We start from the raw sequence: 25,769 nt of genomic DNA on the forward strand, positions 1-25,769 counted from the left end.
TACTTGACAGGGATAAGACCATTAGACTTACCCCTTTTACTTTTTTGAGTTAGTATTTTTCTTATTTTTGCTTTCGTACTTACTCATGAACCCTCTATGAGTAAGATGCTTTCATTTTCTTACCTTATAAAAACAAGGTATCCCATAAAAAGTGGGACACCCTGTTCTAATGTTTAAAATGTTACCTGATAATCAACCTAAAAATCTTATCTTATCCGGATTTCGAAGCATATAAATACTTCGATAACGCTCTCCTTCAATTTCAAAACAAATAACGGTTGGCTCCTCGCCTTCACTTTTAACAATTAATCCAATTTGATTATTGATCAAAGCAATTTCGGTTTCGGATGGGGAGTTAATCTTCTTCCTCACTCCAACAAGGAATGCAATAACATTTTTCTGTAGATTGATTGGACGAAGAGCAGCTTTCGTTTTGCCACCGGCGTCAGTAATTAGTGTAATATCTTCCGTTAAAAGTGATATTAGCATATCTAAATTACCTGTTTCAGCAGCTTCAATAAATCGTTTTGCAATGGCTAGCTCTTGATTTAAATTACGTTTTTCAACTACATCCTTACTTTGAACTTTACGCTTAAGTCTACTGAAAATTTTACGGCAATTCAATTCGGTTTTATTTAAAATATTTGCGATTGTACGAAAGTCAAACTGAAAGGCTTCACGTAATACAAATACTGCTCTTTCGGTTGGATTTAACTGTTCAAGTAAAACTAAAAATGCATAGGTTATCGTTTCATCTAAAACCATCTTTTCCATCGGATCATCATGTAAATCTTCAGGTAAGTGTTGAATAATCGGTTCTGGAAGCCACGGTCCTATATAAACTTCCCGTTTATTTTTTGAGGATTTTAATAAATCCAAGCAACGATTTGTCATAATTTTACATAGAAATGCTTTTATATTATTCGGCTCTTCTTTTGTGGTTGATTGATTCATCTTTTGAACTGTGAGAAAAGTATCCTGCACCAAATCCTCCGAATCTTCAACCGAACCAAGCATACTATATCCTATTGAAAATAAAAGTGGTTTATATTGAGAATATAGATAATCTACTTCCATGAAGTATCTTCTCCTCTATTTTAAATTAGTTGAAGTTCAAGCTTCTCATTTATAAGTTTAGTAGCAATTTTTGCACTCTTTAGTGATGCATTCAATAAAAGTTCTGTCTCCCCTACCCAGTCTCCTGCAACATAAATCCCTTCTAGGCCAACTTCACTATTTGATAGATGATTTTCTAATTTATGAAATGGCTTTTTTATGTCGTTAGAAACAATAAGCTTAGGAAGATAGCGACGTGAAATTACATAGTCTCTCCAACCTGGTTGAAGTAAATCAAGTAAGCTTTCTAGTTCTTCCTCATCTTTTACAGAATCTGTTTCGTTGACCGAGTTTAAATATTTCATTAGATGAACTACAATTTCGCCTTCTTTATTCGATAATTTAGCTACTGTTGAATGATTTGAAAAATACCATGGTTGATCAACACCTAAAGCAAAGTTAAGTTTTGGATTTGGTAAACCTTTCATTACAAGGTCAAGGCATGCAGCTTTTACTGGAATCATTTGATTACATTTTTGCAAAAATGAATCAGAGATTGGCTCATCGATTAACTTAACTAAATCAATTGGATTAATTGTCGATAGCAAACAGCTGGTGTTGATCCTAGTATCATTTTTCAAGATAAGATTTATGTTTGGATAAGAGCCAGTAATTTTAGACACTACTGTACTATTTTGAATCGTAACACCAAGTTGATTCGCCTTTTTAATTAGGTCGTTAACAATTGATTGCCATCCTTCGTTTATATACAATACTTTAGCGCTACGAAGCTGACCTATTGCCACTCCGGCACTTATTATTTCAGAATTACTAGTAAACGTAGATACGCGTATAAAGGCTAAAATTAAATTCTTTACACGATGACTTGTTATTATTCTATTTAAATATTCTTCTAAACTAATATCATTGATTTCATCTAAATCCATTTTACGAATATGTCGGTAAAATCGAATAAATTCCATTTTTTCTTTCCATTTTAAATGATTACTCAAAAATAAATTAAATGCCTCAATTATTTTCATTTGTTTAGATTGATCTCCAAGAATAAATGCTCCACTCAATTTTGGAAGTTTACCAGAAACAGTAACACCTACTTCATTTAAAATTTCGATACAGTTTGTATATAATGCGTGTGCTCCAAGATTTAAATGCGCATCGCCAATTGTATTAGAAATACCTCTCCCACCTAATTTAGATGCTTTATCCAATAGAAGTACTTTTTTACCTGATTGAGCTAAGTAAATCGAAGCAGTTAACCCCGCAATACCACCACCTAATACAGTAACATCCCATTTTTGATGACCATCTATTTGATTTAAATTCATAATATTATCTCTCCCTTTCCTTTTCTTCACTAATTAAGACGAATGAAATACAAAAAATGTGACATATAGTAGAGCAGGACAAAGAAAAAATAATTTTTTTAGGCTTCGGACTGGCTTATTTCACTTCTCTCGAATAGTCATTACCATAAAAACATAAAATTACTTTGACAGATAGAGTAATTATTGTTAACATTACTCTATCAGATAGAATAATATTATAGAAGGTGACTTATGGTTAGAAGCGACATCATACGCGGACATCTTGACTCAATCATATTAAAGCTCATTTCTGAGAAAGACCGCTATGGATATGAGATTTCTCAAGAAATTGGATTACGGACAGACAATCGGTTTCAAATAAAAGAAGCAACATTATACGCTGTATTTCAGCGCTTAGAAAAAAAGGAATTAGTGGAAGCTTATTTTGGTGATATTACACACGGTGGAAAAAGAAAATATTACAAAATTACTTCATTAGGTAAAGCATATTTAAGTGAATTAGTAAAAGAATGGCAGGAAGTAAAAGAAATAATTGATCTATTCATGGAGGAGATAGAATGAAAAAAATTAGAAAACATATTGAAGAACTATTTAAAGATGTTCCTAAAACTGAACAGTCAGAAATAGTTAAACAAGAGATCATTCAGAACTTAGAAGAAAAAGTTATGTTTTTAATGGAAAATGGTAAGGAAGAAGAAGATGCTATAAACAAAGCAATTGTAGAATTTGGAGACATCGAGGAATTAAAGAGAGAACTTGGTGTTAAAAAACTAGATAGCAAGAAAGCAAATTTTGCAAAACTAAATTTATCCTATTCAATTTGGGGTAGTGGCTTACTAATCGCTTTCTTCTTATTTATTAATTTTTACTACACTCCGAAGACTATCTGGTTTGTGTACCCAACGTTCGGTCTATTATGGTGGCCCCTTTCAATGTATTTCTACTGGCAACGTAAAAAGTGAGGTGAAGAACAGTGAAAAATTATATCGGTTTTGCAACTGCAGGCTGTATTATGACAATGGTCTTTTTTATGCTCGTTAATTTTATTACATCTCCTAGCACGATTTGGTTCATTTACCCATGTTTTTTCATTTTATTTTGGCCAATTAGTTTATATTTCATTGGAAAAAGATCGATGAAGCAATTCTCACTCTTTAGTAGCATCGTACTACTAGCTTTCTTGTTAACGGAGAACTTAGTTCACTCACCTGATTATCTTTGGTTTTTCTATGCTGCCTTTCCAATTATTAGTTGGCCAATTCTCATGTATTTAGGTAAGAATGCTAGAATACTACCGATTGCTCTCCTTGGCAGTATCATTACGATCGCATACTATGGGTTTTTGAATTTTATTGCTTCTCCAGATTATCCTTGGGTCATTTATCCGGCATTTGCAATTATTTGGTGGCCATTATCAATTTATCATGCGAATAGAAATTCATTTGTAGCATTTTCGTTTACAGCTAGCATACTAATTAGTCTTTTCTTTATCATTGTAAATATCATTTCATCCCCAGATACAATTTGGGCTGTATATCCAATTTTTGCAGTTATTTGGTGGCCTCTAAGTATGTATTTTTATGGCTATAAAAAGAAACAAATATAGGCAATAATTGGTGGACTTCATACAATGAGGTCTTTTTTTTTATAAATAAGAAAAGCGATTCTCATAAAGAATCGCTTCATAGACTTATTCTGCTTCAGAAACCAAAGTAAATCGTTCATTAATATGCTGTGGATTTTCAATCTCGTCTAATAATGCAATTGCATAGTCAGCATAACTTACGTAGCTATTCCCTTTTTTATTAACAATAAAATTGTCTTTTCCTTTTTGATAAGCACCAGTACGTTTACCATTCGGATCAAAAAATGCCGCTGGGCTAATAAATGTCCATTTAATATCAGTTGTTTTTTGTAAGTCGTGAAGACCTTTTGTCATATTTGATGCAGTAGCATAATATTCTTTTGGAAATTCAGGAGTGTCAACTAATTGAATCGTTTTTTCTTCATCAACATACAAGCTTCCAGCTCCACCAACTACAATTAATCTAGTATCGTTAATACCTTTTAAACCATTTATTAAAACATTCCCAGCTTCAATATAAAGATTCTCATGACCTTCAGCTGCTTTAAATGCATTTACAACAACATCAAATTGCTTTAAGTCAGCTGAATTTAAATCTAATAAATCCTTTTCCAATACTGATACTTCATTATTTGTTAATTTAGAAGCATTTCTCACGATTGCTGTTACCTCATGACTTCTTTCTACTGCTTCTTTTAAAATAAGGTTACCTGCTTTTCCTGTTGCTCCAATAATACCAATTTTCATCTTTTTTCTTCCTCCTTAAATTTTTAAAAGTTGTTTTGAACTCATAGTCGTAACTAAAACAGTTACAACAAGTTTAAAAAAATATAATATCCGATGTAACAACAATAGTTACATCATTTACAAAAAAAATTGAATGATATTATCCAATTTTTTTACTTAATACTGTAACTAATTCTTCCATAGTAACTTCATCCAGTATTTTTTCCATTGCTTCTTGTGCTCGATTTAAGATCAGTTCTAGCACAGCTTGTATATTTGCACCGACTGGACAATTCGGATTCGGTTTCTCATGAAATTGAAAAAGTTCTCCTTCTTCTACAACTTCAACCGCTCTATAAACATCTAAAAGAGTAATTTCACTTAGAGACTTATGAAGTGTAGCTCCACCTGTTCCTCGACGGACTTGAATTAAGCCAGCATTCTTAAGTTTTCCCATTACTCTTCTAATTACGACTGGATTTGTATTTACACTTCCTGCAATCCATTCGGAAGTACAAAGCGTACTATTCTCAATCGTGACCAAAGATAAAATATGAACAGCAACGGTAAAACGACTACTGATTTTCATAGGATTCAACCTCCGATGTAACTATTATAGTTACAACATTTATTAATTGTCAATACTATTTATTTTACACAAAATTATGCTCGAATATATTTTTTTATTTAATAAAGCAAGTTAAACGCTAGAAAATCGTTAACGGCTACTATTAGAAGGAAACTCAGACCAGTGCCTAAGTGGTTAAAATTAACTTGAAATTGGAAAAAAATGGTTGAACAACAATAAAAGGTAATTTATCCTTAAATTATAAAAAAGATTAATAAAAAGGGTGAAGAATATGAATGGAAACGATATTGCTTATCTAATTTGCTTTACGATAATAGGTTTGTTTTTACTGGTCTTTGGAATTATGTATAAAAAAGAAGCTCATGCAGGTTTAAAAAATAGTGGAGTTGGAGGAAATGGTGTTAGTGGAATAGGTGCTATATTATTCTTCTTGCCCCATTGGGTATATAAAGCAATATTTATTGCATTAGGTGCATTCCTAACGGTTGGAATTTGGTATGTCATGTTTTTTTACAATAAATAAAAGACGATCCATTTGATACTAGGGAACAAGAAACAATCAAAAAATAAAAGGAAGCTACTAGTATATAGCTTCCTTCTTTACTTAATAAATGACATAATTCCTAAAACAACAATCATTAAACCAGCTATTTTATTTACTGATCCTAAGTGATTTGTAATTTTATTTCGAAACAAACTAACTACACTACTTAAAATAAGCCACCAAGAAACCGCTCCTAAAAAAAACACCTATAATTAGTGAAACTGCCGATCCTATTGATGTAGAACCTTGGTCAAAACCTAGTCCTGCAAACATTGCTACAAAGTTTAAAGTTGTTACAGGATTTGTAATCATTAATAAAAATGTAGAGAGAAACATGCTAACCATGCTTTCACCCTCCAAATTTGAGGCAGATTTAGCAGGTCTTTTTAGAAAGGTTTTAATTCCTAAATAAAATAAAAATATTGCACCTACGATTCGAAGAACAAATTTCTGCTCTATTAAAAATGATGAAACGATGGAAAAACCAAATGCGGCAATACTTGCGTAAAATAAATTAGCCGATGAGGCTCCTAATCCTGTCATAAATCCAGCTGTTTTTCCTCTAGATATAATTCTTTGTATGCACAATAAACCAACCGGGCCAACAGGTGCTGAAACGGATAAACCTAAAATAAAACTTTTTATTAATAACATCTTAATGCCCTCTTACGCTTACTTTACATTAATCCATATAAAGCTATGCCACCAAAAATAATAATAATAACACCTGATAAACGGTTAATTAATGTTAAAGACCGATCATTGATTCGATTTCTAAATAGTCCCACACCACTGCTTAAAATTACCCACCACAAACTTGAACCACAAAAAACACCTAATACTAAAATGACAGAAGAAACAATATTGCTATCTGAATTCGAGATTCCTAATCCCGCAAAAATGGCGATAAACGATAGAATTGTCATTGGGTTTGTCAGCGTTAAAAATAAAACTGATAAAAACGCATTAATTAGATTTTTCTTCTGCGTATCAGATTGAGTATAGCTGGCTTTTGAAATAAGTGTTTTTAGACCTAAATAACAAAGGAAGACACCACCGATTAACTGAATCCAAAAATGCTGACCAATCAAAAAATTCATAATGACAGTTAATCCAAAGCCTGCAACTAAACCATATATACCATCAGCAGTCGCAGCCCCAAGACCAGAAACTAAACCAACCATTCTTCCATAAGCTAGAGTTCTACGGATACACATTACTCCAATTGGGCCAACAGGTGCAGCAATTGATAAGCCAATTATTAATCCTTTAATATAAAATTCAAGATTCATGTTGCCCTCCTACTCTATAGAAAATTTATGTTTTTGTAATGGCAGTCGAAAGGTTTCTTTCGTTGAATCCATTACAATGGTTGTCTTTGTTCTTATTACGCCCTTTAATCCTTTTATTTCATGGCTAATTACTCGATCCAAGTCTTTTGTATTTCTACTTCTTATTTTTAGTAAATAATCATCTTCACCCGCAATATGGTGACATTCCTGCACTTCATCTAATTGATTAACAAGCTCTAAAAAAGGAGCTCTATTTTCAGGTCGCTCAAGCGAGACAGCTACAAACGCAGTTAATTCACTTCCAACTTTTTCTGCATCAACTAGCACACCAAACCCTTTAATCACACCTTGTTCAACTAATCGGTTAACACGTTCAGCAGTAGCCGGAGCTGACAAGCCAACCTCACTAGCTAAATCCGCCCACTTTATTCTAGAATTATCCATTAAACGACTAATAATTTTTAAATCGTAAGTATCTATCTCTAAACACCTTCTTTTAATAAGTTTTTATACTATTTTACCTTTTTTATGAAAGTGATTCAATATTTCTAAATAAAAAAAACACGTTAATTAGAGTGTTTAAGAAACATATTTATTTACGAGTGCTAATAAGATAAAAAAGGAAGACAATCTTTATTGAAAGGGGCGTCATTTTATGAAACGAGACCCGTTTGAATATCGAAAAAGACTAAGAGAAAGAGAAAGAGAAAGAGAAAGAGAGTCTAATGAAGAAGTAGAAAAAGTATCAAACGAAGAGGCAGAAGAAAAACAGAAAGAAGAAAAACCTCAAACACATGTACATGAATTTGTAGCTAGTACTAAATTAGCAGAAGAAGATGACGATCGACATAATCATCGCTTTGCTGGAGTGACAAGTGAAGTCATTCCCAAAGGAAGACACAGTCATATACACCGAATAGTAGTAAATACAGATTTTCTAGATCATCATCACGAGGTTATTATTGAAACTGGCCCCCCAATACCTGTAGGAAATGGTAAGCATGTTCATTTTGTCAAAGGAATGACAACGATCAATGATGATCATGAACACGATCTTGAATTCGCAACATTAATTGATAGACCATTAGTATAGGGAAATCGAAAAATTCAATTTATGTATATTTCATTCAATATAATATACATAATTATTATTTTGTGGTTTGGGAGGTATCTCAGCCAACCCATTTATTAGTAGCCGATACAATCGATCATTTTTAAAGATATCCACAGATTTTAATAATTTTTTATTCGATTTAGTAAGAATTAGAGCATGATTTGCATGATTTGCTAGCATTCTATCTGAAAGTATCTACTATTAGCCAATATTCAAGTCATAATACCTTAACTGGTATGGGTAATTTTTAATTTTATTTGCGTTTCTTTGGGATTTAATTGCAGTTATGCACAATTAAATGGTAGTTTGTTGCAAATAAACAGTGGCCTGCAATTAAAATTTATAAATCGCAAATAAAACTAGCAAAACTGCATGCACTCCTTATTTGCAATTCTCAATCACTCATTTGCAGCTCTAAAACTTAATTTCGACATGCATCTTCTTTTAATTATTATTCAAACCTTATTTATAGGTATAAAAATGAGGGTTCCCTAAAAAGCTTTGGGACACCCTCTTCGTTTTTTTATGAAATCCTAAGTATTCCTCAATCCTTCAGTATTCATTAACACAATTCTCCATCCATCCGGGTCTTCAAATGTAATACTTTTTCCGAGCCAATAAGGATTCTCAGGTTCAACTTCAATATAACCCATATGATTTAATCGGTTTTTGACAAGATCTATTTCAGCTTTATGAGGTATATAAAATACTAAGAGATTATCCTTTGTTGGGGCAGGACATGGGCTCCCATCAATATGTTGAGTAAATTCTAAATGGTATTCAACATTAGGTAAACCAAACATGATTCCATCGTACCCGTCGTGATTTTGAAAACCGCCCACACGTTTTAAGCCTAGCCCCTCTCCATAGAACTTACTTATTTCAGCTAATTGGTTTGTAGGTCTTGCAATTCTTAACTGAACCCAGTTTTCCATTGTCATCACCTTATCCTTTAATAGTTTGATGCTGCCCATTCTTCATTTAGCTTTTTTGATATTTGTATATAGAGCTTCAATTCTTGAAATAAGCTATCTACTGAATAAGATGTATTTTCTTCTAACGCAGTACCTTCTGATATAAAGTCTAATGGATCAATCACAACTTGTTTCGATAAAACATTTGCATATAATGCTCTTAAAACAATTCTCATATTGTTAAGTGCATTAATGCCACCCTTTCCTCCTCCGGCTACAGCCAATATTGCAACTGGCTTATCTTTAAAATGCTTACTACATAAAAAGTCAAAAGCATTTTTTAATGCTCCGCTCATTCCACCATGATATTCCGGTGTTGCAATGATCATAGCATCAGCATTTTCTAGCTGTGATCTTAGTTTTTGGATATTAGCTATTTCATTTTGCTCCTCTTGACCATTATAAATTGGTAATACCAGTTCACTTAAATCAATTGTTTTTACATTGTATTTTTTTGAGATGATTGTAGTTAATTTACCGGTACGACCTTCTTTTCTTGGACTACCATTAATCATTATAATATTCATATTTTCCACTCCTTTAATTCGTACCTTTAGTATAGTCAATTAATAAAGTCCGAACTTCAGTCGTTTGATAGAACTTTTCTACTCGTTTAGGAGTATACAAAAATGAAAAAAATCTACAACTAAAGTTGTAGATTTCAAACTGATAAACGTTCGGTTTCTCGATTACTACGCTCTTGATTCATTTGTTGATAAACTTTAATATTTTGATAAACTAGTTCAAGTAATTTAGCAGTAATATCCTTTTTCTTTGCAAGTTCTAGTAAATACCCTTGCAAATGATCCCCTTCTACCAATGACCATTTTTCCATATCCCTCTGCAAAGAGGACTTCATATCATATCCAAGAGCATCGATTGATTTCATATGCTCATCCACAATATTTTCAGAAATTGGTGCACCATGGGATCTCATAATATTAGCGCATTCTTCAAATAATTCACGGATCGTTGCTCTTCCACCGTCACTTTCTCTAATTGGACCGATTGGGGCACGCATAAGAGACGTAACGCCAGACATTACAGTAATAAACAAATATTTATGCCACATATCGCGTTCAATCTTCTTACTTTGGACAAAGTCAGCTTTTGAACCGCTAAATGCATCAGCAATTGTTTTAATACGGTCAGTTTCTTTGCTTAAGAATTCACCAAATACAAGTCTTGAAGCTTTACTTGTTTGAACAACTTCCCCGGCTTCATTCAAAGTTGTTTCGATAAAACATAAACCGCCTATAACCTTATCTTCACCAAATGCCTGTTTTAAGGGATTTAGATGAGCAATACCATTCAAAAGTGGTAAAATAACAGTTTGATCACCTACGAACGGTTTTACATCCAGAATGGCGTTGCTTAAATGATATGACTTAGTCGAGAAAAGTACAATGTCAAAAATCTCTGCAGGACTCTTTGCAGTAATTAAATTCGGTTGAAATGAAAAATCACCATTCACACTACGAATGACTAAACCATTTTCCTCTAGCTGTTTTTTTCGATTAGCTCGTACTAGAAATGTAACATCTTCTCCCTTTTCCACTAAGCGTCCTCCAAAGTAGCCGCCAATTCCTCCAGCTCCTAATACAAGAATTCGCATAACACTCTTCCTTTCTATTAAAAAATAAAAATCTGTGACTTACTACTGTCTATTTCAAAATCCCATTTCGTACTGCATATAGTGCCAATTGAGTTCGATCTTGAAGCTGAGTCTTGGCTAAAATATTCGAAACATGGGTTTTTACAGTTTTTTCTGTAATAAATAAAGACGCTGCTATTTCTTTATTACTCTTTCCCCTCGTAATTTCCTTCAATACATCCATTTCTCGTTTAGTTAATTTGTCTTGAAATGACTCATCGTTCTTCGTTTCTATCTTCCCAGTTAAAGCGGAAACTAATTGTGTCGTAACCTTCGAATGAAACTGTTTTTCCCCACCGTGTATCTTTCGGATTGCGAAAACGAGCTCATCTGGGTCACTATCTTTTAAATAATATCCGGATGCACCCGCTTCAATAGCAGGTAAAATATGATCTTGATCATAAAAACTAGTTAAAATCATTACTTTAACTGCTAAGCCCTCTATTTTTATTCTTTTGGTTGCTTCAATTCCATCTAGAACTGGCATGGCTAAATCCATGATAACAATATCAGGTCTTAACTCTTTTACTAAGCTTAATGCCTCTTCTCCGTTCGATGCTTCTCCAATAACCTCGATATCATCTTGCGTATTTAAGAAAAAAATAAGCCCTCTCCTAACTACATGATGATCATCAGCAATTAATATTTTAATAGACATAAAACTCTCCTTCTTAAAAAGGGATATTCGTCGTAATTTTAGTTCCTTTATTCAAATCACTTTCAACTAAAAACGACCCTTTTATCGATTCGACTCTTTCCTTCATGCTTTTCAAACCTAATGTTGGAATTTGTACATCCTTTGGGCATATAAAACCTACACCTTGATCTCGAATCGTCATTTTTACTTTCTTTGTACTGATTGATAACTGTAAATTCACCGTATTTTGTCCTGAATGTTTTCTACAATTATTAAACGCTTCCTGACCTACGCGCCATAATGTTTCTTCTATTTTAGAAGGTAAGATCGTTGTTCCTCTTACATTACTAATTACTTTTAATCCTAGCATTTCACCATAGTTAATTAATGCACTAACTATGCCTTTTTCAATACCTTGTGGTCTAAGCTGCCATATTAAGGCTTTCATTTCTGCCTGTGCTTCTTGGGCAATTTGTTGAATATGACTAAATGTATCCTTTAACTTCGGACTGTCGGATACATTTGCACCTGCTTTAGCAGTCACATTAATCGAAAACAATAATTGACTAACTGAGTCGTGTAAGTCCTTTGCAAGACGATTTCTTTCTTGAATCAACTCAAACTCTTTTACCTTATCAGTTAATTGAATTCGTTTAATTGCTGTTCCAATTTGCAACGCAACTGCGCCTAGTAAATTCAATTCTTCCTGATCAAATTTTAATTTATTAGAAGCAGCAACGTTTAATAAACCAAAAGATTCTTCTCCTGCTTGTAGTGGTACAGTCGCATGATGGGTGACACCATTTGTTTCTCCCCAATTATGAATAATTGAGTCTTCTAATCTTTTACATTCCATAATGTTAGATGCCTTATTAAGTCTGCCAGTATTATATTTATTTACACACCAACAATCCCCATTGCACATAGGCTTAGCCTCTTCGTTCATAAGAGCTGGAGGTAATTCATGTGAAGCGACTAATTCAAAGTCCCCATTTTTATCAATTAAAAAAATCCATCCTGTATCTAGACCCGTAACTTGAACTAATTTGGCTAAGGCACAATTGAGGGTACTGTTCAAATCAGTACCCTCGTTTAATATTTCAGCAATTTCTTTTAATACTTGTAGCTCTAAAAGAAATGATTCTTTTTTCATACTTATGCTAATTCCTTCATTCGACGATCAAGTTGTTCAAGCACCATTGGCCACGCTTGCTCGTGTTGGTCTCTTGATATTTCATCAGGGAATCCTGCATGTGTCAATCTAATAACCGCTGCTCCACTTTCATTTGTTGAAAACTCTACAGTGACTACAGTCTCCGTTTTTGATCCAGAAGTGAACCAAGTAATCTCAACAAGTTGGTTGTGCTCAAGCTTTAAAAAGCGACCATAATGAGGATGGCGTTTATCTTCAAAATGCGTCTCAAAGAAGAATACAGAATTAACCTCTGCCTTCATAATCACTGAACCTGGTGCAGCAAACCAATCACCAAATCTTTTTGTCCAAGCTTCATACAACACATCTATAGAATTTTCCATTACTCGTTCCACAGTGAGATTATGTGGTCTACTTGATAAATCTGGATAACTAATAATACTCATATTAATCCCTCCAAAAGTTAGATAGTTATTCATTTTCATTAATTATAGCTAGCATTTGGTGATCTTCCCAATTCCCATTTATTCGAACGTTTTTCTTAGCAATTCCCTCTTTATGGAAACCCGCTTTTTCTAATACTCTTATTGAACCAATGTTATGCGGCATTACACCTGCTTCAATGCGATGCAATTTTAATTCATTAAAGGCATATTCTACAACTAACTTTGCAGCTTCAGTTGTATATCCTTTACCATTTTGTTGTTCATCTAAAGAATAACCAACAAAACAACTTTGTAAATCTCCTCTTAAAACCTCTGCTAGCATCGTAAAACCTATAAAAGCGTCTGTTTCCTTTAAAAAGATACCAAAGCCATAATACAGGTCATTGTCGCTTTTCTCTTTATATGACTTAATACGATCCTGCTGAGCTTCCAAAGTATAGAAACTCTCGTCTTTTATATATGTAAAAGGTTTAAAAAACTCTCTATTTCGAATTTCATATGATAAAAAATCCTCTGCATCTGCAACTTCTAAATGTCTTAAATATATATTATTACCAACTAATTTCATCTGTTTCCTACACTCCCTAATTTCCCTGCTTTTTCCTGACCCATTAAACGCCTGTTGCCCAAATTATTCTTGGATCGATCTTACGAACTAGACGATATGCTATCGGTTTAAAACCATTTTTTGGCCAGAATCTCGAGGATTCTAAATTTGTTATTCTCCAATCTGTTTCGCAAAGTTTATAGCCTTCTTTGTCAGCAAAAGTAAGTCCATGCTGTAATAAGGCCGTACTAACACCCATTCCGCGAGAAGATTCGACCGTTGCCCCTACTACTAAACTAATGCAAGATTCAGGTATTAATAAATTCTCATCTGATGCTGCCGCTGATTCAAATACTTGAAAACCTACAATCTTATTTTGATAGAGCGCTAACCATAACGTTGCAGCTTCATCATTAATAATTCCTGCGTAACCTTCCTGATAGTCATCTCTTTCTTCAATAAACCCTGGTGCAAATACCGGTGACTTCGCTTGATGTTCCATAATCACAGTTGCTAAATCACGTATTCTTTTTTCATCTTCACTAGTAGCCACTCGAATCTGTATATCTTCAAATACTTTATCCGACGAAACCGACAAATCACGTATACCATGAACCTGCTCATAGGCAAATCCTAAATGAAAGCAAGCATCTATAGTAGACTTATTTCCACTTGGTACCATTACGTAATGATTAAACGAACCAAGCTCTACCATTTTCTTGGCAAACACTGCATATAATTCACGATATAATTCTTCATCTTCACTTTCTGCTATGGCCATCCCTGCATATTTAATCCAAGTATGCCTTTCTCGATTTTTATCTGTTTGAATTGAACCAATCATATAGCCAACTAACTTGGAATCATTTATCGCTGCAATACCAAAACTATCCTTTTCATTAAAAAGTGCCTCAATAGCTTTCTTAGCATACTTAGCCTCTTCAAATTTAGACGGTAATTCAGGGTTTATACTTCGGTCATACATATGACGGATAGCCAAAAGACTAGCCGCTTCATCTAAGTGTATATTTTCGAACGCGATAAATTTCATAACAAACCTCCTTGCAACTTTTACAAGTACGACTACTTAAATTTGGATTCTTTCATTCACTTATTACTAGTTCCATAAAAAGAGCATTACTTCCTGCTTATAGCGGGATAATGCTCTCTTTCATCTAGTACTATTCAACAACAATCCCAAGTGTATAGAACATTAGTAAAATCCCTTTTTAATAAATCTTCTTTCTTAATAAAAAAGTTCGCTACACCAACGTCGCCAAACATACATTCAATTGTGTCATCACTATCAATTTGTAATAACAAGATCGAGTGGCTTTCAGTTTTTTTAATATATCCTCTCGGGTCTGACTGAGTAAAGTATGGATACCCACCAATTCGATGACCATCTCCACTAAAATACTCAAAATAAAGCTCACCTAGCTCTTCATAATCATCATTGTCAATTTCTGCATCAAATGGCACATCTAAATCGATTTTCTCGAAGTCCATTGCTTCAGGGGATATTGGTTGGGCTGTTAATTCAAACTTCATTGCAGCTTCTTTTCCAATTGGAAACTCATCTTCTACATCACCTGTTATAAAAGAAAAATCTTCAATTAGATTTGTTTCATTTATATTTTCATGATAGATAACTCTAAAGCTTTTTTGACTTGTTGGTTGATCAAAATCTTGTCCATATACATCATCAATGGCTATAAAAAATTGAAGTAGACCCGATGTTGGAAAATGTTCTATTTTTGGTAACTCAGAAAAATTAATCTGAGCAAGCAATTTCATAGGCTCCCCATTTTCATCCATTGGGTACTCCATATTAACTGGAAAATAAGGATCCCCTGAAAACTTACTTTCTCTTAAAGAAGTCTTCCTTACTATTGGTTCAACTTCAACTGAATCTTTAACAGTAGACTCAATTGTTTCTTTATAAATTTGTAACTCTTTAGGTAATTTTAATTGTTTAGCCATAAAGCACCTTCTTTTGTATATGATAATTAAATCATATCAATTTTCTTAAAATTAACAATTTAATTTAATTAAAAATAAAAACCACTGTCAATTTACAGTGGTTAATCAATTATTGCTTAATGAAATTCTAAAAACTCGACTCTATTCCCAAACGGATCATTTACAAAAAATCGAGTACGACCTTCTATCGGTGGTTCTTCTTTGATTTCAAAATCGAGTTGAAGAAGTTCCTCTCTTAAGGCCTCAATATTTGTAACAATTAAACCAGGATGAGCTTTTTTAGGTGCTATAAAATCTTCTTGAATACTAATATGAATTTCTTGATTACCACAAATAAACCAGCATCCACCTCTGCCTTTTAAATTTTCCGGCTTTGGCAATTCCTTCATACCTAAAATTTCATTATAAAATTTTCTAGCTTCGTCCTCTCCACCCTTTGGACAAACTAATTGAATATGATCAATTCCTTTTATTTCAAATCCCACTGTTAACACCTCCCTCATTATGAAATTATAACTTTAGATTACCAGAACTAATACATAAGAAAAGCATTACTTCTATAGAAGTAACGCTTTTCCTAATATTCTTCATATTATACTAGCTTTAAGCCATTTGTAATAAGATTCTTTAAAGAATCCTCTTTTCTTAATGCTTCCAATTCAGCTTTTAGTGGCTCAACAATTTGCTCTAATTTAGCATTAACTGTTGCAATTTCAAGTAATTCTAAACGTAATAACCAATCACTTTGGTGTTCACGATTAAGCTCATTATGCACAGCAATTAATTTAGAAATACAGTCATCACAGAATGTATTCTTTTCTCTAATTACTCTAACTTCTTTATATAATTTTTCTAATTCAGTTAATGTGGCTGGTGCTTCCATTATGAACTCTACTTCTTTAATTGAATCACTAAAGTAAGAAGATGGGTTAGCTGCACCAGGGTATGCTGAGTCAACTCGAGAACCAACTGCCATATCAAATGTTCCCCATTCTTTCTTGAATAATTCTTTTCCTTCGTAAGTAACAGTGCAGTCTTCAAATGAGATTAATGCAACTTTGTCTTCATTTTTAATAATATTCACAATTCTACCGGAAGCGCTTACATTGCTTAAGAATTCTAAATCAACAAAGTTCCCTACGACAATTCCTAAATTTTTAAGTGCAGCATCATCACATTCTTCTAATTCAATATTTCCTTTTAGAAGTCCAATTGGTGTACCAAATCCTTTAGCATGGTAGTCTTTTCCGTGACCTTCTAATTGCTTATTGTTTATTGAAAGTGCTGTTTCGCCAGTTGTATTAACGTAAATTGCTTCACCGTTTTCGTCTTTTACGATTGCATGAACAATACCAGTTACACTTAATCCAGAATTTAATTCAAATGTAGCAACACTTTTCGATTTAAGAGCTTTATCTAAGCTTTCTGTTCCACCTACACGGAATGCCATCGTGCTTGCTAATTCTTCAGCGCCTTGCATTAACTCTTCGAAATCTTTGCATATGAATAATTGTGCTTGCATTTCAGTTATATTTTTCGGTTGTAATGTAGAAGCTTCAATAGAAAAAGGTAGTCTTTCAACTGCATCTGTAAAGCAATGTGTACTTTCACCTACTGATGATAATAAACCAGCACCGTAAATTTTTGGATTATCAGCTTCACCTATTAGACCATATTCAACTGTTCTCCAGAATACGCGTGAAATTTTTTCAGCTTCTGAAATTCCAACAATTGCTTTTTGTCTTTCTTCAACTAATTTTTGTGCAGCAGCTTTTTCTTCTGGAGTCGATTTTGGATCTTCCATTACAATCGTTAAATTTCTAACTGCTTCAAATAGTTCTTGTTTTTCTTTTGTAGCAAATGCCTTTGCCCCAATTGAACCAATTTTTTGTACGTATTCTCTAAATACAGGATCAAAAAGAATAGGCGCGTGTCCTGCAGCCTCATGAATAATATCTGGAGCAGGTGTATATTCTATATTCGTGATTTGTCTAATTTCAGTTGCGATTGGTAAAATACCATTTGCTAAAAGTTCAAAAAATGCAGCACCTGGAATTAATCCATTAACGATTCCTGCGCCCCAACCAATTTTTGAAAGGCACTCGTTCATTTCAGCTACATTTGGAATTTTTTCCGTTTCAATTCCTGACATCTTTAGTCCATCGACAAATGCAGAATGTGCTTTATCTTTTAATGCATGATGATTTTGTCTCATTACATAGCGCCATACAGCATGATCAATTGGCGTGTAAAGATCATAATTTTGCTCCGATAAGTACTGTTTCAAATGAGGTGGTATTATTTTTGTTTCAAAAGCTGCTTCTTTCATGTCATCAATTCCCCTTTTTAAAAATTATTTCACTTAAAAATCTATTACTCTACTTTCTTAAAAATACCCGTTCTATCTATATCTTGCTAAAAGCTTTTTTTGAGCATTTTTAAGCAAGTTTCCATCATTTAACCATTTCTACTTTTTCCAAATTACTCCTTCTTTCTACAAAATCTTTTTTTATTCGGTATTTATAGTCGTAATCAACCAAACACATCACTCCTTTCAAAAATCATAATGTTCACCACTCTTGTAGCTTATTCCGTTACATCTATACATGTATCCAAGATTTTTGCATATAAAAAAATCCCTACTGTTTGCACAGTAGGGACGAACTTTAAATTCGCGGTACCACCCTAGTTATTAGCTGTTTTACTAAAACTTACTAATATCTTCATTTCATAACGGCTCTTCACCGTCTTCCCCTCACAATTTTGTTTCGAAGAAGATGCTCGTGGATTGTAATTCATGTCGTTTTATGTACTGATTTGCACCAACCATCAGCTCTCTGTTACAGGGAAAACTTCACTACTTTAGTTCCATTCATTGCTTATTATTTAATTAAATTATTTTCTTAAAATAAAAAAGTCCCTACTGTTTGCACAGTAGGGACGAAATAGTCTTTTCGCGGTACCACCCTAAATTATTAGTATTAAAAACGATACTAATATCTTCATTTCATAACGGCTCTTCACCGTCTTCCCCTCACAATTCGTTTCGAGGAAGATGCTCTAGGATCGTAATTCATGTGTTCTATGTACTGGTTTGCAGCGACCACCAGCTCTCTGTTACAGGGAAAACTCCACTACTTTAATTCCTATCTTTGCTTTTCGCGATTCAATTAATACATACTTTATTCCTATTTTTCGTAAATGTCAACACTTATCCATACTATTTTTTTAAAGTATTTATTATTCCAATATAATCAAAACCCTTATCTATAGAAATATCTAATTAGAAATATATACTTTAGACTCACAAACTAAGTGTTAATTACATATCTCGATTTTATAGTAGTAACATACTTTTTCTGTCTAGCCTAAACAAGGATTTGGAAATCAATAAAACGAAAAAGGCTATTATCTAGGTTATTTACTAGTACCATAATCTTATTCATGCCAAAGTTATTTTCACTCTTTAATATTTACTTAAATTTCTCGTTGAAAATTTACACATGTTTAAATTAGCTTCATCTTTTTGAAAGAAAAGAAGATAATGTTATATCAATAAAATTTACCCCAGGCATATTTACTAACTTCTCTAATAAATGTCTAGATAGGTTTCCTTTTATGAGTTAACTAACATATGGTAATGGTATTTGAGTAAACATACTGCAATTTAAAATTACATGCTCAAAATGGGTCGATTAGTTTACATAGTTTTTTCAGATTTAAAAATTAATAATTAAAAGAACTCGCTCTTAATTAAATTATGCAGAAAAAAATAATAGATTTGAAAGGAGAGTAATCGTATTCGAATTACTCTTTTTTTATCTATTCTTGCTCATCAAATCTTTTCGATTAATTCCTTTCATTTAAAATTTCTCAAAATTAATGATTTTATATCCTTTAAATTTAATCATATTGACAATCTTCTTATATAAAATATAATTAATTTATAATATGTTAACTAACGAATAAAAAAAGTTAACATTAAAGAGAGGGAGATATAGCAATGCAACAAGAAAGATTAAAAATGCTTATTAATTCAGCTTTATTTGCAGCAATTATTGGTATACTATCTCAAGTATCTATTCCTTTACCTTTTTCTCCTGTTCCAATCACAGGACAAACATTAGCAATCGGCTTAGCAGCTACGATTTTAGGTAAAAAATACGGAACAATCTCGTTACTTCTTTATTTAGCACTTGGAGCAATCGGAATTCCGGTTTTCGCAGGTGGTGCTGCAGGGTTTGGTGTACTAGTCGGTTCAACGGGCGGTTATTTAATTGGATTTATTCCAACTATTTTCATCATCGCTTACTATATTGAAAAAACTAAGTTCACAGTCTTAAATGCAATGATTGCAAACACAATCGGAATGTTTGTTACATTAATTTTTGGTACTGTGTGGTTAAAAATTGCAGCTTCTCTAAGCTGGCACGATGCAATGGCTTTCGGTTTTTATCCTTTCATTATTCTTGGATTAGTTAAAGCCTATGTAGCATCTGCATTAGGTGTTATTATTGGAAAACGTTTAGCAAAAGCTAATTTATTAAAACGTGATGAAATTTCAGCGTAATACAAAAAGAGCTCATTCTTATGATGTGAGCTCTTTTTTATATTAAAAAGTTATTTCATTGAACATCAACAGCTTTAACGACTGATCGATCTCCTTTTTGTTGGACTGTAACAATATACTTAGATCCGCTTCGATTATATTTGTCCATTTGGCTTTCTGGAATGTAAAAACGACTTAGATTATGGTTGATTACAATTTCTTTTTCTTCTCCAATATATGTGTATTGAATAGTTGCTTTTATATATTTTGTATGTTTTGGACGATGATCCGTTACATAATCTAATTGATAAATATCGTTTTGTCCCTTTTGAAAGACAATATAAACGTTTTCCCCTTCTTTCGGCTTACCATTACCTTTCCAATCCTTCATTGTTATTGAGTCAAAATCATACGATAGGGCTGCATAATGTCCTAATAAAGGTTCCACTGGGTCCAAACTTTGTGATTTTATTTTAAACGTATCGGCTGATTGCTTAAAATACATAATGTTTCCAAGTAAAGCTAGTAATAAAACAAATTGAATGATTGAAAGCAAAAGTAATTTCTTCTTATTTTGCATGTTCATCACCTCTTGCTTTTTTCGATTGGGTATAGACGAAATATAATACTACTGCAAGGATAATAAACACTATTGATTTACTTATAAATGAAATGGCAAATCCTGTATAAATTCCAATTACGAGTGAAGCAAATGTTATAAAACCAATAATAATGCTTCCCTTTTCCTGGCCTGATACACCTTTAAATAAACGTATACATGAATAAGCAAATAATATTAATACGCCTACGATCATATTGGCTAATTGATCTTTTACCCCTAATATTGGTAATACGAATATAAACAAGAAGATCCAAAGATAATTATTAAACGGTATATTGTCCTTCCACTTCTTGTACACAGTATAGATTGCTAATAAAAGGATTAATAGAATAATTGTATCAAACAGTGGCACTGCAATCGGCTTTAAAAATCCATGTGAAAATTCCTTTTGTAACTCGTGGATTACATCATATGATCCTCCAAATAATGAAGTGAAAAATGTGAATAACCATATAAATATAGTAAATACAGGTAAAATAACATAATTAATCATCCCACGTTCATTTAAATACCAAAGAATAAACACTACTAGAATAATCGGCGTCATATATTGGCGATCTGAAAATGTCTGGAAAAACATAATGACAATATAGCCTAGAAATGTGTAATTAAAGCTAGCATTCCATCGATTCTTCATTATTTTCAAGAAATAAATGGAGCAAAGTAGCAATGGAATTTGAAGAAGATAAACATGGGCAGTTTCTATTCCTGTACTATAGCTCAAACTAAAAAATCCGATTCCTAAGAAAAGATAATAGAACATGTTATGTTTCAATACATAATAGTAAAGGAATGCGAGCATTGTCCAAGTGATCAAAAATACTGGACTGTCACTAGTAAATTGATACATTTGTACAATTAAAACAAATGCACATGCGTACCCAATTACATTAATAAAGTTTAAACAATTCCCAAACAATTCTTTACCCTTTTGATAGCTTATAAATGCAACTGCATGGAAAACTAATAGTGTTACAAAAATAATGACTAGTCTCATGGTTTGGCTAAATTCGTTCCAGTTACTGCCCACAAGCGCTAAAATTGAAAATGCTACAAGTAATGCAATTAAAAATGGTATAATATCTCCTAAAAATGATTGCTTTTCGGCTTTAGCCCGATGCCTTTCATACTCAACTATTCGATTTAATGATTCTTCGTCTAGTAAGTTATGCTTATGCCATTCCTTTAGCTTCTGATCTAATTTACTCATGTAATCCCCCCCTTTAGTAGAAGTTTATAAAACTACTTCCATTACTATTATAATTTCTTAATAAAACATAAATTACCTCTAAACTAAAATTTTAGGAGAATATGCTTCATTCAAATTAAGAACATTTAATCAAACGTTTGTTTAATTCGTAAATTGTTCCACTTAGAGCTTGATAATATAACTGTTAGCGCTACTGTTCATATTGTCCGCTCAATCCTAATATGTTTCATTTTATATCTATACAAAAAAAAAACAGCCCAAACTCTAGGGCTGTTTCATCATCCTTTATACAGGATAAACACCATGCTTTTTCATAGAAGGAGTTTCATATGATTCTGAGTAATATGCAAAACGTTTAATTAGCTCTGTACGTAGCTCTTCTGGTTGAATGACTACATCTACTACTAGTTCAGATGCTAAGCGGTAAATATCGATATCTTCAGCATACTCTTTACGTTTTTCTTGGATAAAGGCAGCTTGTTCTTCTTTTGGTAAGCTTGCAATTTTCTTTGCATACACTGCGTTTACGGCTGCTTCAGGTCCCATTACAGCGATTTGAGCAGATGGGAATGCAATGACACAGTCTGTTTCAAATGCAGGGCCTGCCATTGCGTAAAGTCCAGCACCGTATGCTTTACGAACGATAACTGAGATTTTTGGAACAGATGCATTACTCATGCTATAAAGCATTTTTGCACCATGGCGGATAATCCCTGCACGCTCTACTTTTGTACCAATCATGAAACCAGGTACGTCCATTAAGAATAATAAAGGAATATGGTAAGCATCACATAAATTAATAAATTTAGCTGCTTTATCCGCTGAATCATGGAATAATACGCCACCTTTAACTCTCGGTTGGTTTGCGATAATTCCTACGCTACGTCCATCTAATCTAGCAAAGCCAGTTACTAGTTCAGGTGCAAATAGCTTTTTAATTTCAAAGAATGAATCTTCATCAACTACTCGGTCGATAAATTCATAAATAGAAAATGGTACGTTTTGATTGCTTGGTATAATTTCTGCTAAAGACTTCTCCTTTTGAACAGGATTTTTAGCCTCAACAACAGGAGCCCCTTGCTTGAAATTAGTTGGTAAGTAAGATAAATAATCTTTTAACTTAGCAATTGCTTCTTCTTCTGACTCACACAATACATCTCCACAGCCTGAAACTGAACAGTGCATTCTAGCTCCACCCATTTCTTCGAGTGACACTTTTTCACCAATTACCATTTCAGCCATACGAGGTGAACCTAAGTACATTGAAGAATTACCTTCAATCATAAATACAGAATCACAGAATGCAGGAATATAAGCTCCACCTGCAGCAGAAGGTCCGAATAATAAGCAGATTTGAGGTACTTGACCTGATAGCTTAATTTGGTTGTGGAATATACGTCCAGCACCACGTCTACCTGGGAACATAAATACTTGGTCCGTAATACGTGCACCTGCAGAGTCCACTAAATAAATTAAAGGTACAAGCATTTTTAAACATGTTTCTTGAATACGGATAATTTTTTCTACTGTTTTTTCGCCCCATGAACCTGCTTTTACAGTTGAATCATTCGCCATTACACATACAGTACGGCCATTAATTTTACCGATTCCTGTTACGATGCCATCTGCTGGAAATTCGTCATTCATACAGTTCGCAAAGAAACCATCTTCCACAAAACTGTCTTTATCTAAAAGTTGATTAATTCTTTCTCTTGCAAAGAGCTTACCAATTTTGGCATTGCTCTCATGATATTTTTCTTTCCCACCAGAAAGTATTTGTTCTTTTCGAGCTTGATATGTTGCTTCGTTTGACATGCAATTACTCTCCTTTATATTGCGGCTTACGCTTTTCTTGAAATGCTACTAAACCTTCCATACGGTCGTTTGTATGCAGTAAAGTTTCATATTCATAAGTTTCTAATCTTAGCCCTAAATCTAAAGGAAGATCAAAACCGCGTTGAATTGCCTTTTTTGCTGCACGGATTGCAAGAGGACCTTTACTTGCGATTGTTTCGCATATTTCAAGCGCCTTATTTTGTAATTCATCTATTTCAACAACATGTTCTAGAATGCCGTAGCCTTCAGCCTCATGTGCATTTAAACGTTTGCCAGTAAAAATTAGTTCCTTCGCTCTTCCAAGTCCAATTAAACGTGGAAGTCTTTGTGTACCACCAGCACCTGGAATAATCGCTAAAGATGTTTCTGGTAAACCAACGATTGCTTCTTTATGAGCAATTCTTAAATCACATGCTAAAGCAAGTTCAAGTCCTCCACCTAGGGCAACTCCATTGATTGCTGCTATTGTTGGCATAGGTAATCTTTCAACTTTTTCAAAAAGTGTCCCGATTTTTTCAACAGTTTCTCGAGCCTCACTCTCAGTCATGCCTCTTCTTTCTTTTAAATCAGCACCACTGCAGAAATAAGATGATCCACTACCAGTAAATATGACAGCACGTACAGATGATTTTTTTAACTCATCCATTTGGCCGTGAAGAGCATCTAGTAACTCACGCGATAATGAATTAGCTGCATTTGTACGATTTAATGTAAGAATTCTAATATGACCGATATCACTTACTAATAAACTTGATTCCATTTAAATACTCTCCTTTGAACCATTCCATACGGAAAATAGCTTACTAACTGGTGTTAAGTTCATTTGTTCAGAGATATATGAAGTAGCTTGATGAAGTTTCTTTTCATCCACATTAGTTGTAATACCTAAATTATGAAGTAGTGAAACAACATCTTCAGTAGCTACATTTCCACTAGCTCCTGGTGCATATGGACAACCACCTAGTCCACCATTTGATGAATCGAATTTTTCAATTCCAAATAGTAAAGAAGTATATAGGTTTGCAACAGCACGACCATATGTATCATGGAAGTGCATTGCAATTCGATTAACTGGTACTTCTTTAACTAGATTTTCTAAAAATTGATTTACCTGAAGCGGATTAGCAATTCCAATTGTGTCGCCTAGAGAAATTTCATCTATTCCACACTCAAGTAATTGGTTTGCAAGTTGGATCACCTTCATTTGGTCTACAGCACCCTCATATGGGCAACCAAATACAGTTGAAATATATGCTCTAGTAGTCTTTTTATTGTTTTTACATTCTGTAATCATTGAGCGAATATCGCTCATTGAATGCTCGATTCTCGCGTTTTTATTTTTTAAATTATGTGTTTCGCTAGCAGATACAAAGAAATTAATTTCATCTGCATCTACTTCAAATGCACTCATTAACCCTCTTTTATTAGGAACAAGAGCTGCATAAGTAACCCCATCTTTTTTCTTAAGCTTTGTAAATAGATCTACCGAGTCACTTAATTGAGGAATCCAGTCTGGTCTCACAAACGAAGAAACTTCAATATAAGATAAACCACTCTCTACTAATAAATTGATCCACTCAAGCTTCTTTTCAGTGGAAACAAACTGTTTTTCATTTTGCAAGCCATCACGTGGACCTACTTCTCTTATAAAAGCCGATTGAGGTAGCTTCATCACTAATAACTCCTAACCTAGTTTTTCAACTTGAATTAAAGAGTCGCCCTCGTTTACAAAATCACCTTCGTTAACGAACACATTTACGACTTTACATTTGTAAGGAGCAGCATGCGGAATTTCCATTTTCATAGATTCTAAGATTACATAATCTTGATCACTACTAATTTCATCCCCTACAGATACAAGACATTTCCATACGCTTCCAGCCATCATTGCAGTTAAGTTTTCCAT

30 protein-coding genes and 2 other annotated features are annotated in these 25,769 nt (G+C 33.4%); of the genes, 6 read left to right on the forward strand and 24 right to left on the reverse strand.

The window, feature by feature from the left end; all coding sequences use genetic code 11:
- Nucleotides 1-192: 192 nt before the first annotated feature.
- Nucleotides 193-1,077: an RNA polymerase sigma factor SigJ gene (gene sigJ, locus CN946_RS01870; RefSeq protein ID WP_098859656.1), complete on the reverse strand. Its 885-nt coding sequence runs from the start codon at nt 1,075-1,077 to the stop codon at nt 193-195.
- Between the two features lie 20 nt (nt 1,078-1,097).
- Nucleotides 1,098-2,402, reverse strand: coding sequence for an NAD(P)-binding protein (locus CN946_RS01875; RefSeq protein ID WP_098859657.1), 1,305 nt, complete (start codon nt 2,400-2,402; stop codon nt 1,098-1,100).
- Nucleotides 2,403-2,633: 231 nt separating this feature from the next.
- Here CN946_RS01875 and CN946_RS01880 point away from each other — a divergent pair, with 231 nt between their 5' ends.
- Genes CN946_RS01880 through CN946_RS01890 form a run of 3 tightly spaced genes read left to right on the forward strand, consistent with a single transcriptional unit; the run spans nt 2,634 to nt 4,008 of the window.
- Nucleotides 2,634-2,963, forward strand: a complete 330-nt coding sequence (locus tag CN946_RS01880) for a PadR family transcriptional regulator (RefSeq protein ID WP_097973583.1) — start codon at nt 2,634-2,636, stop codon at nt 2,961-2,963.
- A complete protein-coding gene (locus CN946_RS01885; protein WP_098859658.1) occupies nt 2,960-3,364 on the forward strand; it encodes a permease prefix domain 1-containing protein in 405 nt (134 codons plus the stop codon). The genes CN946_RS01880 and CN946_RS01885 overlap by 4 nt, the downstream gene beginning before the upstream one ends.
- A gap of 11 nt (nt 3,365-3,375) precedes the next feature.
- Entirely contained in the window at nt 3,376-4,008 is a 633-nt protein-coding gene (locus CN946_RS01890; protein ID WP_098859659.1) for a hypothetical protein, read from the forward strand.
- An 84-nt stretch (nt 4,009-4,092) separates the two neighbouring features.
- Here the strand turns inward: CN946_RS01890 and CN946_RS01895 are convergent, their stop codons facing one another.
- Entirely contained in the window at nt 4,093-4,734 is a 642-nt protein-coding gene (locus tag CN946_RS01895) for an NAD(P)-dependent oxidoreductase (protein ID WP_098859660.1), read from the reverse strand.
- Nucleotides 4,735-4,873: 139 nt separating this feature from the next.
- Nucleotides 4,874-5,302 (reverse strand): Rrf2 family transcriptional regulator, encoded by a 429-nt coding sequence (locus CN946_RS01900; RefSeq protein ID WP_098859661.1) that lies wholly within the window; start codon nt 5,300-5,302, stop codon nt 4,874-4,876.
- Between the two features lie 271 nt (nt 5,303-5,573).
- Between CN946_RS01900 and CN946_RS01905 the strand changes: the two genes are divergently transcribed.
- Nucleotides 5,574-5,825, forward strand: a complete 252-nt coding sequence (locus tag CN946_RS01905) for a hypothetical protein (RefSeq protein WP_098859662.1) — start codon at nt 5,574-5,576, stop codon at nt 5,823-5,825.
- A 183-nt stretch (nt 5,826-6,008) separates the two neighbouring features.
- Here the strand turns inward: CN946_RS01905 and CN946_RS01910 are convergent, their stop codons facing one another.
- Genes CN946_RS01910 through CN946_RS01920 form a run of 3 tightly spaced genes read right to left on the reverse strand, consistent with a single transcriptional unit; the run spans nt 6,009 to nt 7,639 of the window.
- On the reverse strand, nt 6,009-6,500 hold the full coding sequence (locus CN946_RS01910) for a LysE family translocator (protein ID WP_098859663.1): 492 nt from the start codon (nt 6,498-6,500) through the stop codon (nt 6,009-6,011).
- 23 nt (nt 6,501-6,523) lie between these two features.
- Nucleotides 6,524-7,138, reverse strand: a complete 615-nt coding sequence (locus tag CN946_RS01915; RefSeq protein ID WP_098859664.1) for a LysE family translocator — start codon at nt 7,136-7,138, stop codon at nt 6,524-6,526.
- A 9-nt stretch (nt 7,139-7,147) separates the two neighbouring features.
- Nucleotides 7,148-7,639 (reverse strand): Lrp/AsnC family transcriptional regulator, encoded by a 492-nt coding sequence (locus tag CN946_RS01920; protein WP_353616182.1) that lies wholly within the window; start codon nt 7,637-7,639, stop codon nt 7,148-7,150.
- Between the two features lie 154 nt (nt 7,640-7,793).
- Here CN946_RS01920 and CN946_RS01925 point away from each other — a divergent pair, with 154 nt between their 5' ends.
- Nucleotides 7,794-8,231 (forward strand): YmaF family protein, encoded by a 438-nt coding sequence (locus CN946_RS01925; RefSeq protein ID WP_098859666.1) that lies wholly within the window; start codon nt 7,794-7,796, stop codon nt 8,229-8,231.
- A gap of 554 nt (nt 8,232-8,785) precedes the next feature.
- On the opposite strand, the gene CN946_RS01930 is transcribed toward CN946_RS01925, so the two are convergent.
- The 11 genes from CN946_RS01930 to CN946_RS01980 all read right to left on the reverse strand — a co-directional run bounded on the left by CN946_RS01930 (nt 8,786) and on the right by CN946_RS01980 (nt 17,975).
- Entirely contained in the window at nt 8,786-9,187 is a 402-nt protein-coding gene (locus tag CN946_RS01930) for a VOC family protein (RefSeq protein ID WP_098859667.1), read from the reverse strand.
- A 17-nt stretch (nt 9,188-9,204) separates the two neighbouring features.
- Nucleotides 9,205-9,753, reverse strand: coding sequence for an NADPH-dependent FMN reductase (locus tag CN946_RS01935; RefSeq protein ID WP_098859668.1), 549 nt, complete (start codon nt 9,751-9,753; stop codon nt 9,205-9,207).
- Between the two features lie 134 nt (nt 9,754-9,887).
- Nucleotides 9,888-10,841: a ketopantoate reductase family protein gene (locus tag CN946_RS01940; protein WP_098859669.1), complete on the reverse strand. Its 954-nt coding sequence runs from the start codon at nt 10,839-10,841 to the stop codon at nt 9,888-9,890.
- Between the two features lie 49 nt (nt 10,842-10,890).
- On the reverse strand, nt 10,891-11,538 hold the full coding sequence (locus CN946_RS01945) for a response regulator (RefSeq protein ID WP_098859670.1): 648 nt from the start codon (nt 11,536-11,538) through the stop codon (nt 10,891-10,893).
- 13 nt (nt 11,539-11,551) lie between these two features.
- Entirely contained in the window at nt 11,552-12,670 is a 1,119-nt protein-coding gene (locus tag CN946_RS01950) for a GAF domain-containing sensor histidine kinase (RefSeq protein ID WP_098859671.1), read from the reverse strand.
- Between the two features lie 2 nt (nt 12,671-12,672).
- Nucleotides 12,673-13,116 carry an SRPBCC family protein gene (locus tag CN946_RS01955; RefSeq protein WP_176547165.1) on the reverse strand — a complete coding sequence of 148 codons (444 nt, stop codon included), beginning with the start codon at nt 13,114-13,116 and terminating at the stop codon, nt 12,673-12,675.
- Nucleotides 13,117-13,141: 25 nt separating this feature from the next.
- Entirely contained in the window at nt 13,142-13,684 is a 543-nt protein-coding gene (locus tag CN946_RS01960) for a GNAT family N-acetyltransferase (RefSeq protein WP_098859672.1), read from the reverse strand.
- Between the two features lie 43 nt (nt 13,685-13,727).
- Nucleotides 13,728-14,714 (reverse strand): GNAT family N-acetyltransferase, encoded by a 987-nt coding sequence (locus CN946_RS01965; protein ID WP_098859673.1) that lies wholly within the window; start codon nt 14,712-14,714, stop codon nt 13,728-13,730.
- A gap of 134 nt (nt 14,715-14,848) precedes the next feature.
- Complete coding sequence (locus tag CN946_RS01970; protein ID WP_098859674.1) at nt 14,849-15,646, reverse strand: YwqG family protein; 798 nt, start codon at nt 15,644-15,646, stop codon at nt 14,849-14,851.
- 116 nt (nt 15,647-15,762) lie between these two features.
- A complete protein-coding gene (locus tag CN946_RS01975) occupies nt 15,763-16,131 on the reverse strand; it encodes a VOC family protein (RefSeq protein WP_098859675.1) in 369 nt (122 codons plus the stop codon).
- Between the two features lie 107 nt (nt 16,132-16,238).
- Nucleotides 16,239-17,975, reverse strand: a complete 1,737-nt coding sequence (locus CN946_RS01980; RefSeq protein WP_098859676.1) for an aromatic amino acid hydroxylase — start codon at nt 17,973-17,975, stop codon at nt 16,239-16,241.
- Nucleotides 17,976-18,298: 323 nt separating this feature from the next.
- Nucleotides 18,299-18,531, reverse strand: a binding site (T-box leader).
- Between the two features lie 48 nt (nt 18,532-18,579).
- Nucleotides 18,580-18,808, reverse strand: a binding site (T-box leader).
- 841 nt (nt 18,809-19,649) lie between these two features.
- On the opposite strand from CN946_RS01980, the gene CN946_RS01985 reads away from it, so the two are divergent.
- Nucleotides 19,650-20,216 (forward strand): biotin transporter BioY, encoded by a 567-nt coding sequence (locus CN946_RS01985; RefSeq protein WP_069034947.1) that lies wholly within the window; start codon nt 19,650-19,652, stop codon nt 20,214-20,216.
- A gap of 55 nt (nt 20,217-20,271) precedes the next feature.
- Here the strand turns inward: CN946_RS01985 and CN946_RS01990 are convergent, their stop codons facing one another.
- The 6 genes from CN946_RS01990 to CN946_RS02015 form a co-directional block, all read right to left on the reverse strand.
- Complete coding sequence (locus CN946_RS01990) at nt 20,272-20,775, reverse strand: GDYXXLXY domain-containing protein (RefSeq protein ID WP_176547167.1); 504 nt, start codon at nt 20,773-20,775, stop codon at nt 20,272-20,274.
- Nucleotides 20,765-22,027: a DUF2157 domain-containing protein gene (locus CN946_RS01995; RefSeq protein WP_098859678.1), complete on the reverse strand. Its 1,263-nt coding sequence runs from the start codon at nt 22,025-22,027 to the stop codon at nt 20,765-20,767. The genes CN946_RS01990 and CN946_RS01995 overlap by 11 nt, the downstream gene beginning before the upstream one ends.
- Before the next feature lie 285 nt (nt 22,028-22,312).
- Complete coding sequence (locus CN946_RS02000) at nt 22,313-23,842, reverse strand: acyl-CoA carboxylase subunit beta (protein WP_098859679.1); 1,530 nt, start codon at nt 23,840-23,842, stop codon at nt 22,313-22,315.
- 4 nt (nt 23,843-23,846) lie between these two features.
- Nucleotides 23,847-24,623, reverse strand: coding sequence for an enoyl-CoA hydratase-related protein (locus tag CN946_RS02005; RefSeq protein ID WP_025671249.1), 777 nt, complete (start codon nt 24,621-24,623; stop codon nt 23,847-23,849).
- Nucleotides 24,624-25,535, reverse strand: coding sequence for a hydroxymethylglutaryl-CoA lyase (locus CN946_RS02010; RefSeq protein WP_098859680.1), 912 nt, complete (start codon nt 25,533-25,535; stop codon nt 24,624-24,626).
- Between the two features lie 12 nt (nt 25,536-25,547).
- The gene (locus CN946_RS02015; protein WP_025568303.1) at nt 25,548-25,769 is read right to left on the reverse strand and encodes an acetyl-CoA carboxylase biotin carboxyl carrier protein subunit; all 222 of its coding nucleotides are present in this window, start codon (nt 25,767-25,769) and stop codon (nt 25,548-25,550) included.

Source organism: Bacillus sp. AFS053548 (assembly GCF_002575105.1).
In the GTDB taxonomy this organism is placed as follows: Bacteria; Bacillota; Bacilli; order Bacillales; family Bacillaceae_G; genus Gottfriedia.